Origin of the sequence: Streptomyces sp. NPDC051217 (genome assembly GCF_044455465.1) — a bacterium.
Classification (GTDB): Bacteria; Actinomycetota; Actinomycetes; order Streptomycetales; family Streptomycetaceae; genus Streptomyces.
In genome coordinates this window covers 36,845-52,972 of the sequence record NZ_JBITEV010000016.1, presented here as the reverse complement: position 1 = coordinate 52,972, position 16,128 = coordinate 36,845, and the positions used below count along the sequence as shown (strand labels likewise).

Below are 16,128 nucleotides of genomic sequence, written 5' to 3'. Positions count from 1 at the left end.
CCTTGCCAAGGAAGCCCCTCAAGTGCCCAACTCCGAGACGTCCCACACCTTCCAGGTCGATCTGCGCGGCCTGGTGGACCTGTTGTCCCACCACCTCTACTCCAGCCCCCGTGTCTATCTGCGTGAGCTGCTCCAGAACGCCACCGACGCGATCACGGCCCGGGGGGCCCGCTTCCCCGGTGCCCCCGCGACCATCACGGTCCACACCGGGGACACGCTCACGGTGACCGACACCGGTATCGGTCTGACCGAGGCCGACGTGCACACCTTCCTCGCCACCATCGGACGGAGCTCCAAGCGGGCCGCCGAGGGCGAACTCGAAGCCGCGCGCGGGGACTTCATCGGCCAGTTCGGGATCGGGCTGCTGGCCTGCTTCGTCGTCGCCGACGAGATCACCGTCGTCAGCCGGTCCGCCACCCACCCCGACGCGCCGGTCGTGGAGTGGCGCGGCCACTCGGACGGCCGGTACACCATCCGTACCCTGCCCTCGCGCGAGCACCCGGAGCCCGGCACCACCGTACGGCTGACGCCCCGCGCGGACGGCGCCGAGTGGACCCGTCCCGACCAAGTGACCGCCCTGGCACGGCACTACGGCGGCTTGCTCCCGTACGAGGTCACCGTCGTCGACCCCCGCGGCGGCACCGACCGGATCAACGGCACACCGCCCTGGGAACGCCGGCACGGCTCCCCGCTCGCCCGCCGGGACGCGCTGGCCGAGCACTGCCGTACGACCTTCGGCTTCACGCCGCTCGACACCATCGACCTCGACCTGCCGGCGGCCGGACTGCGCGGTGTCGCCTACGTACTGCCCACCGCCGTCAGCCCGTCGGAGCGCGCGGGACATCGCGTACACCTCAAGGGCATGCTGCTGTCCGACCACGCGGCGGAGCTGCTGCCGGAGTGGGCGTTCTTCGTCCGCTGCGTCGTGGACGCCACCAGCCTGCGGCCGACGGCCTCCCGCGAGGCGTTGTACGAGGACGAGACGCTGGCCGCGATCCGTGACGCGCTCGGCGTCCGTATCCGCGACTGGCTCACCGCTCTGGCGGCCAGTGACCCCACGCTCCTGCACCGGTTCATCGACACCCACCATCTCGCCGTCAAAGCGCTGGCCCGCTACGACGACGAACTGCTGCGGATGCTGCTGCCCTGGCTGCCGTTCGAGACGACCGACGGCAACGTCACGCTGGAGGAGTTCGCGCGCGCCCACCCCACGATCCTGGTCACGCGCAGCGTCGAGGAGTTCCGGCAGGTGGCGCCGATCGCCGCGGCCGCGGGCCTGGGCGTCGTCAACGGCGGTTACACCTACGACCGGGACCTGGTGCACCGGCTGCCCGAGATCCGGCCGGGCACCACCGTCACGGACCTGGACCCCGCGACGGTCACCGCGCACCTGGACTCGGTCGACCCGTCCGCCGAACTGGCCGCGGCGGCGTTCCTCACCGTCGCCCGTGAGGTGATCGGCGCGTACGACTGCGACGTCGTGCTGCGCAGCTTCCACCCCGTAACGGCGCCCGCGCTGCTCCTGGACAACCGCGAGGCCCGCCACGAGCGGACCCGGGCAGACCTGGCCGAGGGGAGCGACGGGCTGTGGGCCGAGATCCTCGGCTCGCTGCGGGCCGAAACCCCCCGGGCGCAGCTCGTCCTCAACCACCTCAACCCGCTCGTGCGCCGCGCCGCGACGATCGCCGAGCGAGGACTGGCCGTCACCGCCGTCGAGGCGCTTTACGGGCAGGCACTCCTGATGACCCGCCGCCCGCTCCGGGCCGCCGAGAGCGCCCTGCTCAACCGGGCCTTCATCGGCCTGCTCACCCACGCCATGCACGAACAGGGCACCGCGCCCGAGCCCCGGAAGGAGCAGTAATGCTGGAGACCCCGGAGGCCGTTCTCGACGGGCTGCGAGAGAACAACGGACGCCCATACGGACTGGGGCGCAACGTGACGGCCGAGGAACTGCTCGAAGCCGCCGAGCAGTTCGACGAACCCGGTCTTCTGGCGACGGCGCTGCTGGAGCTGATGTCCGCGTACGAGTACAGCGGCGAGCACCGCAAGGCGCCGGTCGTCTTCGCCCGCGTTCTGAAGCTCCAGGACAGCGAGCCCGAGGCGTTCAGCGAGGGGGAGGCCAACCAGGTCCTCTGGCGCTTCAAGTGGGTGACGACCTCGCTGCTCCAGGTGCCCGATGTCCCGCTCGCCGCGATCCGGGGCTGGACGGACCAGATGCGGGACCGCTACCGCGCGGCCGGACACGGGATGCAGCCGGTGGCCGCCATGCGCCACCGGGTCGCCACACACACCGGAACGGAAGCCGCGTCGGCGTACGACCTGTGGGTGACCCGCCCCCGCGAAGCGCTCAGCGACTGCGTGGCGTGCGAGACCCGGCACCGGGCGCTGCACCACGTACGCGACGGGGACGACCAGCGCGCGCTGGAGATCTGGCAGCCGGTCTTCGACGGCGGGCAGACGTGTGCGGAGGAGCCGTACGTCAGCCAGGCACACGCACTGCTGCCGCTGCTGCGCCTCGGCCGCCTCGACGAAGCGCGCTCGCACCATCTGGTCGGCTACCGGTTCGCCCGCGGCAAGACCGGACTGGCCGAAGAGGTCGGCCTGCACATCGAGTTCAGCGCGCTGTCCCGCAACGAGGGCCGGGGGCTGGAGATCCTCGCCGAGAACCGGGCACTCTTCGATACCACCGGCGCCCCGCTCTCGCTGATCGGTTTCCTCACCGGGGTCGAGGTGCTGCTGAACCGCCTGGTCGCGGACGGGTACGGCACCACGGTCGTCGCGGGGCCGCTCGGGCGGAGCTGGACGGCGGAGAGCCTCCTGGCCCATGTCGCCGGCGAGGCGGACGCCCTGGCGGCGGCCTTCGACGCGCGCAACGGCACCACCGCGATCGGCGACCACCGCCGTCTGCGGGTGGGCCGGCCGGCGCTGCTGGCGGAGCCGTTGCCGCTGGGGCTGCGGACGGCTGCCGCTGCCGCGGTGCCTGGCGTGCCGACTGCCGCGCCGGTCTCCTCGCGGGAGATACCGGACGACTTCGTGGCGCTGGTGACCCGCGCCCGCGAGATGGCGGCGCAGGCGCATCCGGGCGACACCGCGCTGTGGGAGCGGATCGCGGAGCGGGTGGCGGCGGACGACCACGTACACGATCCGGAGCTGGGCGGGGAGGCCCGGCTGCGGGCCGAACTCGCCGAGCAGCGTGGCTATGCCGCGTACGAGGACGAGCGCTGGGCGGAGGGTGACGCCGCCATGGCGGAGGCGGCGGAGTTGTACGGGAAGGAGCCCGGCCTGCGGTGGTACGCCCTGGCGGCGCGGGCCCGCCTGGGCTCGTTCGCCTGGCGTGCCGCGCAGGAGTCGGGCGACTTCCCGTCGTGGTCGGACCTCGACGAGCTGCTGCGCGAAGCGGAAGAACTCCTGCTTTCGACGGCGGACGCGGCGGCCGATACGGCGGGCGCGGCCGGTCTTCCCGAAAAATACCTCACGGTGCTCCAGTGCCGGGCCTTCGCCGCCCACGCGGAGATGGCGGCGGCACTGCCCGACGTCCCCGAGCCGACGCGTAGGCGGTTCGAGACCGCGACGGAAGCGGTGATGTCCGAGGCCGCCCGGTTCGGGATGCCTCATCTGGCTGTCGGCGTACGTATGTACTCCGCCGACATCGCGGCGCGCGGCGGCAGCACGGACGAGGCGGTCGCGGAGCTGCGCACCTGCCTGGACATCCTGGAGGCGAACGGCAGACCGTGGCGGAAACCGCGGCTGGAGGCCCAGCTGGGGCAGTTCCTGCTCCAGCAGGACAAGGCCGAGGAGGCGGTGGCGTCCCTGCGGCAGGCGCTGGCGGGCGCGGCACGGTTCGACGACTCGTCGTTCCCCGTCGCGTACAGCTGCATGCTGCTGGGCCACGCTTCCACGCACACCGGCGATCTGCCGGGCGCGGTCCGCCATCTGTCGGAGGCGGCGTCCCGCTTCGACAGGGACGGCGACGACGGCGGGGCGGCGGAGGTCCGGCTCCAACTCGCCGACGTCCTGGGCCGGTCGGGACAGGCGGCGGACGCCGTCGCGATCCTCGAATCCCTCGTCCTGGACGAGTCCTCGGCGGCGCTCGACGAACGGCTCCAGGCGCAGATCCGGCTCAACCTGGCGCGTGGGCTGCGGGAGTTGGAGGAACTCCAGGCTGCCGCCGAGCAGTTCCAGCTGCTGACCGAGACCGTCGCGGCCTGGGACGACAAGGTCACACAGACGCTGATCTTCTCCGAAGCCGCGGTCGCCCTGGCAACGGCCGACCGCTGGGACCCCGCCCGCACCGCGTACGAACGCGCCCTGCTCGCACACCGCGACGCCGCCCTCCCGAGCCAGGCGGGCCTGATCGCCGAGATGGCACGGGAGTTCGCGGGCCTCACCATGGCGTCCGAAGGACCCGACGGCATCGGGACGGCCCTCGGCCATCTCACCGAGGCCGACGAGACCCGCGCCGCGGTCGCCGAGGACGCCGAGGACTTCGTCCACTGGTACGAGGCCGGAGCCACCGCCTACCGGCGCGCCCGCGCGCTCGCGGTGGCCGAGCGCTTCACCGAGGCGCTGGCCGAGATGGAGCGCGCCGTCGCCGCGTACGGCGAAGGCGGCCCGCAGGGCGAGACACCCCGCGCCGAGGCGGTCCGCGTCGCGGCGCTGATCGAGGCGAACGGCCTGAACTCCCCCCAGGCGGCGGTGACCCGCCTCGACGCGGCGATCAGCCGCTGCGAGAAGGCGGGCCTTGCGCAGGCGACAGAAATCCTCGCGAACCTCCGCAAGGACCTCGCGACCCACGCCGCGAAGTGACGCGGTCAGAGCGTGGCGATGGGGTTGACCGGGACGCCGGCCGGGCGGCGGACGCGCGTCGATGCTGATTCCCGGTGACGGCGTGCCAGGGGTCGGCGTGCTCGGCCATCCGAGCCGTACCACCAGCGCGTCGCCCGAACTCACCTCGACCCCCTGGAGCGGCCGAACTGCGCCAGTGAATGCAGGGCCGAAGTCGTAGACCGCCGGTCCCGGTTGTCGGTCCAACTGCCAAGCCGCCCGAATCCGTCCTTTCGGACTCCGTTGTCAGCGGCTGCCCCTACGGTTGAGCGAGGGCCGAGCGCCTTGTTGTTGCCTGAGGGGGGATGCACATGCGCAGGGTGCCGCCAGACATGTTCCGGTTCACCACAGGCGACCGGGCCGAGCTCTACGGGGCGATCCTGCAAGCGTTCGGTGCGGCCAACGAGCGCTTGGAGACCGCGCTCGGGCTGGATGACTTACGCGGACGACTGCGCACGGTGGGATGGCTGGACGCCATCGCGGACACGGATTTGCACGAGGCGCTGAAACAGCTTCGGAGCTGGGGTCTGCTGGACGTCGTTCAGAACCACGCGGAGAACTATCGCACTGCGGAGGACTACGAGCGACGTAACCTCCAGTACTCCCTGACCCGGCCCGGTGAAGCCGCCTTTGCCGGCGTACAGCACGCTCTGTCGGTCCTCGCCTCGACCGGAGCGCTTCAGACCGCTGTGCTGGAGGCGATCACCGATCGGCTCGACGAGTTGTACGTCCTCGCAGGTGAGCCGACGTCCTCGGATCGCAGGATCTTCAGCACCTTGCAGGAGCTGGAGGGCCATCTGGAGGCCCTGCTGGACAACACCAAGGCGTTCAACGGCGAACTTCAGCGGTTGCTGCGAGCCGAGGGTGCCGACCTCAGCGTCTTCCGCGAGGTGAAAGCCGCCACGGTGGCGTACCTCCAAGAATTCCTGGTCAATCTCGACCAGCGCGGATACGGCGTGGCCTCCGCCGTCGCCCGGGTGGAGGAGAGAGGAATCGCGACGCTGCACGAACGGGCTCTGCGCGGAGCCGAGTTGCCGCCCTCGGCGGGTGACGACCCTGGGCCCGTATGGCTGGAGCGGCGGCGGGCACGTTGGGCGGGGCTGCGCGCATGGTTCCTTCCCCCGGACGGGGCTCGGCCGAGAATGGATCAGTTGCATGATGTCGCTCGGCGGGCCATCGTCTCGCTGCTTCAGGTGCTCGACCGGATCAGCGAGTCACGTCGCCGGTCGTCGAGCGCCGTACAGGACTTCCGGGAGCTCGCCCGCTGGTTCGCCGCCGCTCCCGCCGAAGAAGATCTTCACCGTCTGTGGACAGTGGCCTTCGGCCTTGGCCCGGCTCGCCATGCCCACCTCGCTCACCCCGACCCGGAGACGGTTCCGTCCTCCGCGAAGTGGGCGGAGGCTCCGCCGGTCGAAGTGTCGGCCCTGCTCCGTACAAGCGGTCGCACGGAGCGCTTCTCTCGTACGGGCAAGGTCCGGGACATTGCTGCCGTCAAAGCCGCGCGGACGCTGCGAGCTCGTCAGGAACGTATCGACCTTCAGGAGGCGTGGCGTGTTCTGAAGACCCATGGCCCGCTACGCTTGTCGCGCTTCGGTGAGTTGGACGACGCCTCCTTCGAGCGGCTACTCGATTTGCTCGGCAGAGCGCTCTCCACCCGTCCGGACAGTTCTGGAGCCCGACGCGCCATTACGGGAGACGGGCGGGTGGAGATCGTCCTGACGCCCCCCGCCGACGGCCACGTCGCAGTGCTGCGCACACCGAAGGGCGTTCTGAGAGGCCCGGATTACGTGGTGCGCATCGACACCGTGGCCGTGGCGGGGCCCTCGTCCACGCGCATCGGACGCCAGGAGGCCGCAGGATGAGCACCCTTGCCAACCAGTTGGTCGTCGCGGAACGAGAGGAGCTCGCCCGGGGAATCCGACTCCTTCTGGCCAAGCCGCTGATCACCGAACGTGCCGACGGACCTTCCTTCGACATCGTCCGGCGACGCAAGGAGCCGTTGGCCAAGTGGTTCGACTACGCCTGCGGCTGGAGCCTGGTGGTCGAGTCGAGGCGCGGATACGCCCGTCTGGTGAAGGTCCGGTCCGCTGACGTCTCCCGGCCGGCCCGGAGGCAGCGCGCGGGAAAGGCGCCCTTCGACCGTAGGCGATACGTCTTGCTCTGCGTTGTGGCTGCCGAGTTGCTGTCGGTGCCGGTGACGACTATCGGCTTGCTCGCCGATCGTGTCGTGCAGGCCACCGCCGCCGACTCGGCGCTGCCGTCGTTCGACACGGTCAGCAAGCTGGAGCGGACGGCGTTCGCCGACGTAGTCAGGCTGCTGGAGTCATATGGTGCTCTGCTGGCGGTGGACGGGGTGACGGAGTCCTTCGTCGACTCGGCGGACGCAAAGGTGCTCTACCGGGTGGACGCCACGTTGTTGATGCGGCTGCCGGCGGCGCCCATCGGGGCATCGAGACTCTCTGTGCCAGCCGAGGAGGTGCCCGTCCGCTTTGAGCGACTGCTTGCCGGGCTGGCACGGGAACGGCGCTACGGCGGGGTACCTGCCACCGACACCGACGGCGGCGAGCCCGTCGCCGTTTCCGAGACGCAGCGGAATCTATGGCTGCGTCACTCCGTACTGCGCCGCCTCTTCGACGATCCGGTGCTCTACCGCGAAGACCTCACCGAGGACGAGCTCGCCTATACGTCCTCCCCCACAGGACGGCAGATTCTGCGGCGCTCGGTCGATCAGGCGGGATTCCTCCTGGAGGAGCGGGCGGAGGGATTTCTGCTCATCGACCCGGACGCCCTCGCCACCGACGCCAGATTTCCCGACGATGCCTCCACCGCCAGAGTCGCCGCGCTGCTTCTGCTGGAACGTATCCACGACATTCCCGGCGGTGCGACTCCTGAGCAACTCGGCTCGCTCGGTTCCGAGTTGCTACGCAGATTTCCCCGGTGGGCGAAGGCGTACCAGTCCTCGGACGGAGCGCGACGACTGGCCGATGACGCGGTGGCGGTTCTGTGCGACTTCGGGCTCGCGCGCCGCCTCGGCGAGCGCACGGTCGTACGTCCGGCCGCGTTCCGCTACCGGGTCGTCGAAGCCATGACGACGGCCACGGACGACAGCGCGGGCACCGAAGGCAGCTTCACCGAAGGGGGCTTGTGATGAGCGTGACAGACCTGCCGGTACGACGTGTGGACACACCGGCCGACAGCCGTACCCCTCCGGTCCCTCCGGCCCGGCGCCGCTGGCAGCCGCACCGCGCCGGAATCCTCAACGTCTGGCGCTACTACGACGAAACCTTCTCCTTCCACCAAGGACGCCTCCTCCTGCGCGGGCAGAACGGCACGGGCAAGTCCAAGGCCCTGGAACTGCTCCTGCCATTCCTCTTCGACGCGAGTCTGCGGCCCAACAGGCTCTCCACCTTCGGCGGCTCCGAACGCACCATGCACTGGAACCTCATGGGTGAAGGGGCTTCGGGCAAGACACGGGTGGGCTACGTGTGGATGGAGTTCCGCATCGGCTCGGAGCAGGAGCAGGAGCAGGAGCAGGAGCAGGGCGAGGCCCGGTGGTTCTCCTGCGGAGCCCGGTTGCACGCGAGCGTCCACACCCGCAGTGCGCACGCCGACTACTTCACGACCTCTCGGCGGATCGCCCGGCCTGGAGGCGTGTCGCTGACCAACGAGGCTGGGCAGCCACTGACGAGGGCCGCGCTCGCAGATGCCCTGCGGGGACATGGGGAGGTTCACGCATCCCCCGACGACTACCGGACCACGGTTCGCCGCACGCTCTTCGAGGGAATGGGGGAGCAGCGGTACGAAGCGTTGATCACCGCTCTGCTGCAACTGCGCCAGCCCAAGCTGTCCGAGCGCCTCGACCCGTCCCTGCTCTCCTCCTTGCTGTCCCGGGCCCTGCCCCCGCTCGGGGACGGCGAGATCGGCGAACTCGCCGAGGGCTTCGAGCGGTTGGACCGGCAGCGCGAGCGGTTGAGGCAACTGGACCAGGAGGTCACCGCGGCCGGCGGCATCGCCGCTCAGCAACGTGGCTACGCCCAGCGGGTGTTACGTGCGAGTGCGGCGGCGCTCATCTCTGCGACGACCGACATGGACAACCTCACAAGGGTCGCCAAGGAGAGCGCCGAGCAGCACGAGAAGGCCCTGCGGGACCAGGAGTCGACAGCGCGGCAGAAGGAGGAGTACGAGCAGCGGGGCAGGGAGCTGGAAGCGGGCATCGAGGGCCTGGTGGACAGCGATGCCTACAAGCAGGGCAAGGAACTGGACCGGCTCCGACGCGATACCGAGCGCGCGCACGAGACCGCGCGGCGGTTTCGCGCCACCGCGGACGGCGAGCGGCGGCAGGCGGACAAGGACCAGGACCGCGCGGACCAGGCCGAGGTACGTGCTCGGGCGTCCGCCGATCACGTACAGGCCGCATCGGAGGACGCCCGGCGGGCCGCGCGCACGGCTGGTCTGGAGTCCGTCTACGTGGAAGCGAAGACGATGTTCGGCGTACCCACGGTCGCCGATGCCGCGGGGGAGACCCGGGTGCCTCAACCCCGGCAGCTGCTCCGTGGTGCGGTCCGGGCCCGCCGGGAGCAGATCACGGAAGTCCGGACCGCGATCGACGGTCACGATCGGGCTGTGAGCGACCGGGCCGCCGCCGAGACCTCGCTGGACGACGCCCGTGGCAGGTTCGCGGAGGCGGTCGTACGGCGGGACGAGGCGGTGCGCGCGTACGAGGAGACGCTGGCGGCACAGGCGGAGCTGCTGCGCGAGTGGGCTGTGGGCTCTGTGAAGCTCCAAGTCGAAGACGTTGAGGAGTTGGTCTCCCGGGCGGCGGCCGAGGCCGACGTCATGTCCCTCGTGGAGTCCGTTGTTCGCACCGTGGAACGGGACATCGCCGGGCGTGAGACGCGTGTCGAGGCGGCCGGCCAGGCAGCCTTCTTCGAGCGAGCCGCCCTCGCCGCCGACATCGACACGCTCCGCAGGGAAGCCGACGTGCTCCCGGTGGCTCCGCTTACGCGTACAACGGATCGTTCGACCATGATCGGCGCACCGCTCTGGCGACTACTGGCCTTCCACGAGGGCGTCCCGGACTCCGTCCAGGCAGGTGTGGAAGCGGCGTTGGAGGCATCCGGCCTGCTGGACGCCTGGGTTAGCCCGTACGACGGCATCGCGGTTCCCGGACACGACACCCTGGCGGAGGCTGCCTGGGCCGTTCCCGCTCAAGGACCGTCGCTCCTGGATGTCCTGGGTCCCGAAACCGGTATCCCCGTTCCCGCGGACCTGGTCTCCCGAATCCTCGGCGGCATCGCTTACGGCTCGCGACCGCCGAGCGCCCACACGGCCGCCATCGGCGCCGACGGCGGCTGGCGGCTGGCCTCCGCCACGGGTACATGGAGCAAGAACGAGCCCGCCCACATCGGTGCCGTCGCCCGGGAGCGGGCAAGGCGGCGTCGCGTCGCGGAACTCAACGAACGCCTCACCGAAGTGAACGATTCCATCACCGTGCTGGACAGAGAGGCACGTGAACTGGGCGAGCGGAGAAAGCGTCTGGACGCCGACCTCGCGGCCCGCCCCCCGTACCGCGATCTCGACGCGAAGCACCGGGCCTGGGACCGGGCGGAGGAGGGAATCGGCGTCCGCGACGACGCCGTACGTACCGCCGCCAAGCTCCTCGACGACCGTGAGGCCGCTGTCTCGAAGTCCCTGCGGGAGCTCAGCCGACTGTCCGCGGAGCACACACTGCCCACCGGCCGTGACCTCTTGGAGGATCTGTCCTCCGCTGTTGACGTGTTTCGCGATACGGCGGACACCTGGGCGGACGCCCACCTGCAATGGTCCGCGGCCATGGAACGGGCCGCGTCGGCCGGCACCCAGGCCAGGCGTTCTCTCGACACCGCCCGGGAACGTGCTGCGGAGGCCGAGACCGCCGACTCCGAGGCGCGAGGACTCACTGCGCCGCTGAAGGCCGTGGAGAGCACCGTTGGCGAGGACTTCCGCCAAGTGGCGAACCGACTCGGCGAATTGAGGGCGGAACTACGCCGGACCCGCGACAAGGTAAAGGCGAAGACCGACGAACTCCCGAGGCTCGAACGACGTATCGGCGAACTGAACGCCACAACCGCGCAGGACGCCGAGAAGCGGGACGCGGCCAGCGCCGCCCGGGACTCGGCAGCGCACAGACTCCGGCACCTGTGCCTCCTCGCACTTCCGGAGGACGCCGGGATCGCCCTGGAGGTCACCGCCCAGGACGGCACACGCGCCGCCCTGGAAGCCGCCCGCCTGGTGGCCGCGGAGTGGCCGACCGTCCCCTACGGGCCACGCAATCTCGGTGACGCCGTCAACCGGCTCTCCGAAGCCGTCCACCAGGCCCGTCAGCATCTCGGCCGCCGTGCCGATCTGGACCTGGAGGCCGACGACGACGTCCAGATCTTCACCGCCACAATGGACGGCATACGCATCGGGGCGTCAGGACTGCTCCAGGCTCTCACGGCGGAGCGCGACAACAGCCGCGACGACATCACCGCCGCCGAGCGGCGCCTCTTCGACCAGACCCTCACCGGAGACACCCGGAGGCACCTAGCGGGCCGGATCCGCCAGGCCGGCGAACTCGTCGACCGGATGAACGGTCACCTGGAGCGCGTTCGTACCGCGTCCAAGGTCGCCGTACAACTCGTGTGGCAGATTCACCCGGACCTCCCACCGGGTACGCGCACAGCCCGCGAACTGCTCCTCAAGGACCCCGGACGGGTCACCGAAACCGACCGGGAGGCATTGCACGCGTTCTTCCGAGGCCGTATCGAGGAGGCCAAAGCCAAGAACACGGCGACCACGTGGGAGGAGCAACTCGCCGAGGTCCTCGACTACACGGCCTGGCACCAGTTCGTGGTCAAGCTCGACCGAGCCAACGGCACAGGCTGGCAGTTGTTGACCAAGAAGCTGCACGGAGCGCTGTCTGGAGGGGAGAAGGCGATCGCCTTGCACCTGCCGCTCTTCGCTGCTGTGGCCGCCCACTACGAGGCCGTACCGGGCGCGCCTCGGCCGATCCTGCTGGACGAGGTCTTCGTCGGTGTCGACACCGTCAACCGCGGACAGGTCTTCGCCCTGCTCACCGCGCTTGATCTCGACCTCATGCTCACCTCGGACCATGAGTGGGCCACCTACCGCGAACTTCCCGGTATCGCGGTTCACCAGTTGATCACCGGTGCAGATGGCGACGACGCCGTCACGAGTGCGCGTTTCGTCTGGAACGGTGCCGCTCTGGAGGCCGAGGAGCCGGAGGAATTCTCAGCGTGATCGACCCCTCTCTGCGGCGCCCCGAACTGCGTCCTGTGTGGCTGGCGTTCCACGATCGCCTGTCATCCGGACGCCCCGTCAGCCGGGTGCGTATAGGACCACTGGACGACGACGAGCGCGAGGCTCTCGCCGATCTGCTGGGACTGGACCGTCTGCCGGACACGCGGCCCTTCGTCCCGCTCGCCCGACTGGAGAAAGCCGTCACCGAAGCCTGCGGCCGTAGCGTACGAGAGCTCCTCACCGACATCGTCGGCCCACTCGGCAACCGAGCGGCTCAGCGACAGCGCCACGACGACGAACGCGCCGGGCTGTGGGTCTGGTTGGAGACACACGAGACAGTCCTGTCCCAGCCCGCACTCGCCGACTGGGTCGTCCACTGCCGAGTTACCGGCCTCGTCGACGGCTCGGTGGGGCGGACCCGGGAACTGCTCTCGTCGGCGCTCACGGTCCTGGCCGCTCTGCCCGCCGCAGCCGAACCCCTCCCCGTGTTCGCGGCACGCCTCGTACGAGGTGACTCCCACGCACTCGACGACGGCACCCGCCTGTCCGCCCTCGTGCTGCGGGCGCTGTCGGGCATCTACGGAATCGACGCACCGGACAGCGCACAGCAACGACGCGCGGTTTGGACCCGAGCCGGCGTCGCCGACGACGCACTGTCCTCAACGGTCCTCGCCGCCGGCCTCCGCCCCCTCGGCGACGGCATGCTGAGCCGAATCGCCCGTCTCTGCTCCGAAGAAGGGCACGCAGCCTCATTCACTCTCGCCCAGCTCCGCGCTCCGGGTGAGTTCGAAGTCCCCGCGGGACCGGTGCACATCACGGAGAACCCGAGCGTGATGGCCCTTGCCCTACGCCGTTTCGGCCCTGGTTGCCCACCTCTGGTCTGCACCTCGGGGTGGCCCAACAGCGCGGTCATTCACCTGCTGCGCCTGCTCGCCGACCACGGAGCCGCACTCCGCTACCACGGCGACTTCGACGGCGAGGGCGTACGCATCGCGGCTTACGTCATGGACAAGACGCCTGCCGTCCCCTGGCGCATGTCGGCCGACGACTATCGCACGGCACTTGCCCGCGCCCCACACGGTCCGCCTCTCGGAAGGCTCACGGACGCCCCCTGGGATCCGGCGCTGACCTCCGTCATGGCGGAGCACGGGGCAGCCGTGGTCGAGGAGAGGGCGGCCGACTCACTGCTCGACGACCTGGCGGCGGATGGGGCGGCGTATTACTGACGCGCCAAGGAGCCGCAGGCTACGCAATCGTGTTCTCGAACGGGGTTCAGGTGGCGAGGAACCCCGGATCTCTGACCTGGAGGTAAGAGGCCGACGTGGTCTCTGGGCACCGTAGGCGAAGGCTTGAGCATCGACGGATCAGCCAACTGGCCGGACAAACAACGATGGTGGCGAGGCAGTGGCAGCCGAGTTTGTTCTCACGCGGTCGCGGGTCGCGGCGGATTCTCGCACTTCGTCGGCCAGTGCCTCGTAGCCGACCCCGTCGGCAGCCTCGCGGACGCGCTGAAGCGTGCCCAGTGCCTGTTTCTTGGCTCCACGCGGCAGAGCCTCGATCCGGGCCCGCGGCAAGACGTGGAACGACCACTGCGCCAGGTCCAGCGGGTCGTAGTCGGCGTGTGTACGGGCCCCGTGGACCGCGAACACGTAGACGTCCGCCTGGAAACCGCGGTGTTCCTCCGGGAGGTACTCGCCGGTCGCGGGGTCGATGGGGATGGTCTGCCGGATCTCCCAGGACGGATTCCGGCTCGGCCGTGTCTGCGTCCACGCCTGGACGTACCCGGTCGCCTTCACCTCGATCCTGATGTTCTCCGGGCTCAGCACGTCGTAGGAGTCCCACTCCACCCGGGTCGCCTCCGCTCCCATCGCGCGCGCGACAAGGAATTCCGCGAGGTATCCGCGCACGGTATTGGTCCGAAGGTCAGACATGGCGAACCGCCAGAAGTCCAACAGCGTTGCCTCCAGACCTGAGAACGACTCGTGACCGGACATGGGAGCGTGCGGAGGGGCCAGGATCGGACCAGGCCGCACAGGAGGCTCAGAGGTCATGACGCCAAGGATCCCTCAGAGAGGACGCGCGCATTTCCGCTACACCGGGTTTGAGCGAGGGGCCCGTCGGCGCCGAACGGTTCTTGGCGCGGCCTGTTGGATCCCGGGTAGAGCCCGACTCAGCCATTCGACCAGAGCCTGCCGGCTGTATCCCGCGGGGTAAAGCACTCCGCGGAAGGAACGTGGCCAGGGGCTCCAGCCTCCTCTCCCCCTTCGATGGCTGCGGCAGATCGGACTTATCGGCAGCAAGCGTCAGCGAGCGCCGCCATCATGGGCTCATGCAAAAGCTCGAAGCCCACGAGATGCCCTTGCACAAGATCTTCAGCAGCGACTACGACTTCCGGATACCGGACTACCAGCGCCCGTATGCCTGGCAGGAAGAGCAAGCAGTCCAACTGCTCACCGACCTGACAGAGGCGTTGGAGCGGGGCAACGGCGAGCCGTACTTCCTCGGTTCGCTGGTTCTCGTCAAGACGAACGGTGAACCGCAGGCCGATGTCATCGACGGCCAGCAACGACTCACCACCCTGACCATCCTGCTGTCCGTTCTTCGCGACCTGACGACGACCGTCGAGCTGCGCGATGCCCTGCACAGGCTGGTCAACCAACCGGGTGACCTGATCCTCGGTCTCAAGTCCCAGCCGAGACTCACACCCCGCAAGCGCGACGCCGACTTTTTCCGCAAGCACGTCCAGACCAGTGGAGCCATCGAGACGCTGCTCGCCTTCGACAAGAGCACCTTGCCGACAGATGCGCAGAAGGCAATACGTGGCAACGCTGCAGCCCTGCATGCCGAGCTGGTCGACTGGTCCGAAGAGCGGCGCCTCGAACTGGTCCGGATGCTCGGTGAGCGGACCTTTTTGGTCGTGGTCGCCACGCCCGACCTGGAGAGCGCACACCGGATCTTCAGTGTGATGAACTCCCGCGGGCTGGATCTGTCGCCTACCGACATCTTCAAGTCGCAGATCATCGGAGCACTGGAGGACCCGGAGTCGGAAGACTGCGCGCGCAAGTGGGAGGACGCCGAAGAGACTCTGGGCCGCGACGACTTCGCCGATCTCTTTCTCCACTTGCGCATGATCTATGAGAAGAAGCGGGCGGAGCGAGAGCTGCTGAAGGAGTTTCCCGTGCAGGTACTCAACCGGTACCTGCCCGGCAAGGCGGAGGCCTTCGTCAACAACGTCGTTGTTCCGTATGCCGAGGCGTACGCTCAGATTCGCGACGCGCGCTATGAAGCTTCGTCCGGGGCGGAGAAGGTCAACGCTTGGTTCAAACGCCTCCAACAGGTCGACAATAACGACTGGCGGCCTGCCGCGCTGTGGGCTCTGCGCAACCACGAACACAACCCGGACTGGCTCGACCGCTTTCTCAGGTTATTGGAGCGCCTTTCCGCCAGCATGTTCGTCCGCCGTGTCTACACCACACCGCGCGTGACGCGCTATGCGGAACTTCTCCGTCAGCTCGACCAGGGACAAGGCCTGGACTCCGCCGCGTTCGAGCTGACGGATGCGGAGAAGGCCGAGACCCGCGTCCGACTGGAAGGTGAGGTGTACCTTGTGGGCAAGATCCGCAAGTATGTGCTGCTCCGCGTCGATGAGTTGCTATCCGCGGCGCATGGTGTCAAGTACGACCTGCCGCTCATCACTGTCGAACACGTGCTGCCGCAGAACCCGAGCGCCGGCTCTCGGTGGACGGAACTCTTCGATGACAGCCGCCGCGAATACTGGACCCACAGGCTCGGTAACCTGGTCCTGCTCAATCGGGCGAAGAACTCTTCTGCTCAGAACTACGACTTCGCCGAGAAGAAGGCCAAGTACTTCACCGGTCGCAACGGCGCCGTCCCATTCGCTCTCACCAGTCAAGTGCTCCAGCACGAGGACTGGACTCCGGACGTGCTGGCGGCACAGCACAAGAACCTTGTCGACCTGCTGGTTGAGGAGTGGGATCTGTCGTGACCGTTTTGCCGACCCCA

The 16,128-nt window shown here is 69.1% G+C and carries 8 protein-coding genes; 7 read left to right on the top strand and 1 reads right to left on the bottom strand.

The window, feature by feature from the left end:
* The first annotated feature begins 22 nt into the window (after window positions 1-22).
* From ACIBBB_RS29465 to ACIBBB_RS29440, 6 genes are all read left to right on the top strand, one after another.
* A complete protein-coding gene (locus ACIBBB_RS29465) occupies window positions 23-1,861 on the top strand; it encodes an HSP90 family protein (protein ID WP_398987275.1) in 1,839 nt (612 codons plus the stop codon).
* A complete protein-coding gene (locus ACIBBB_RS29460) occupies window positions 1,861-4,806 on the top strand; it encodes a hypothetical protein (protein WP_398987273.1) in 2,946 nt (981 codons plus the stop codon). Before ACIBBB_RS29465 ends, ACIBBB_RS29460 begins: the two co-directional genes overlap by 1 nt.
* 350 nt (window positions 4,807-5,156) lie before the next feature.
* On the top strand, window positions 5,157-6,686 hold the full coding sequence (locus ACIBBB_RS29455) for a TIGR02677 family protein (RefSeq protein WP_398987271.1): 1,530 nt from the start codon (window positions 5,157-5,159) through the stop codon (window positions 6,684-6,686).
* Window positions 6,683-7,972 carry a TIGR02678 family protein gene (locus ACIBBB_RS29450; RefSeq protein WP_398987269.1) on the top strand — a complete coding sequence of 430 codons (1,290 nt, stop codon included), beginning with the start codon at window positions 6,683-6,685 and terminating at the stop codon, window positions 7,970-7,972. The genes ACIBBB_RS29455 and ACIBBB_RS29450 overlap by 4 nt, the downstream gene beginning before the upstream one ends.
* On the top strand, window positions 7,972-12,105 hold the full coding sequence (locus ACIBBB_RS29445) for a TIGR02680 family protein (protein WP_398987267.1): 4,134 nt from the start codon (window positions 7,972-7,974) through the stop codon (window positions 12,103-12,105). The genes ACIBBB_RS29450 and ACIBBB_RS29445 overlap by 1 nt, the downstream gene beginning before the upstream one ends.
* Window positions 12,102-13,331, top strand: a complete 1,230-nt coding sequence (locus ACIBBB_RS29440; RefSeq protein ID WP_398987265.1) for a TIGR02679 family protein — start codon at window positions 12,102-12,104, stop codon at window positions 13,329-13,331. The genes ACIBBB_RS29445 and ACIBBB_RS29440 overlap by 4 nt, the downstream gene beginning before the upstream one ends.
* A 138-nt stretch (window positions 13,332-13,469) precedes the next feature.
* Here the strand turns inward: ACIBBB_RS29440 and ACIBBB_RS29435 are convergent, their stop codons facing one another.
* Window positions 13,470-14,036 carry a hypothetical protein gene (locus ACIBBB_RS29435; protein WP_398987263.1) on the bottom strand — a complete coding sequence of 189 codons (567 nt, stop codon included), beginning with the start codon at window positions 14,034-14,036 and terminating at the stop codon, window positions 13,470-13,472.
* 398 nt (window positions 14,037-14,434) lie between these two features.
* Between ACIBBB_RS29435 and ACIBBB_RS29430 the strand changes: the two genes are divergently transcribed.
* Window positions 14,435-16,111 (top strand): DUF262 domain-containing protein, encoded by a 1,677-nt coding sequence (locus ACIBBB_RS29430; protein WP_398987261.1) that lies wholly within the window; start codon window positions 14,435-14,437, stop codon window positions 16,109-16,111.
* Window positions 16,112-16,128 lie beyond the last annotated feature (17 nt).

Coding starts and splice junctions, on each gene's coding strand:
- ACIBBB_RS29445 (WP_398987267.1), top strand. CDS start 7,972: ATGAGCGTGACAGACCTGCCGGTACGACGTGTGGACACACCGGCCGAC.
- ACIBBB_RS29450 (WP_398987269.1), top strand. CDS start 6,683: ATGAGCACCCTTGCCAACCAGTTGGTCGTCGCGGAACGAGAGGAGCTC.
- ACIBBB_RS29430 (WP_398987261.1), top strand. CDS start 14,435: ATGCAAAAGCTCGAAGCCCACGAGATGCCCTTGCACAAGATCTTCAGC.
- ACIBBB_RS29460 (WP_398987273.1), top strand. CDS start 1,861: ATGCTGGAGACCCCGGAGGCCGTTCTCGACGGGCTGCGAGAGAACAAC.
- ACIBBB_RS29455 (WP_398987271.1), top strand. CDS start 5,157: ATGTTCCGGTTCACCACAGGCGACCGGGCCGAGCTCTACGGGGCGATC.
- ACIBBB_RS29435 (WP_398987263.1), bottom strand. CDS start 14,036: ATGTCTGACCTTCGGACCAATACCGTGCGCGGATACCTCGCGGAATTC.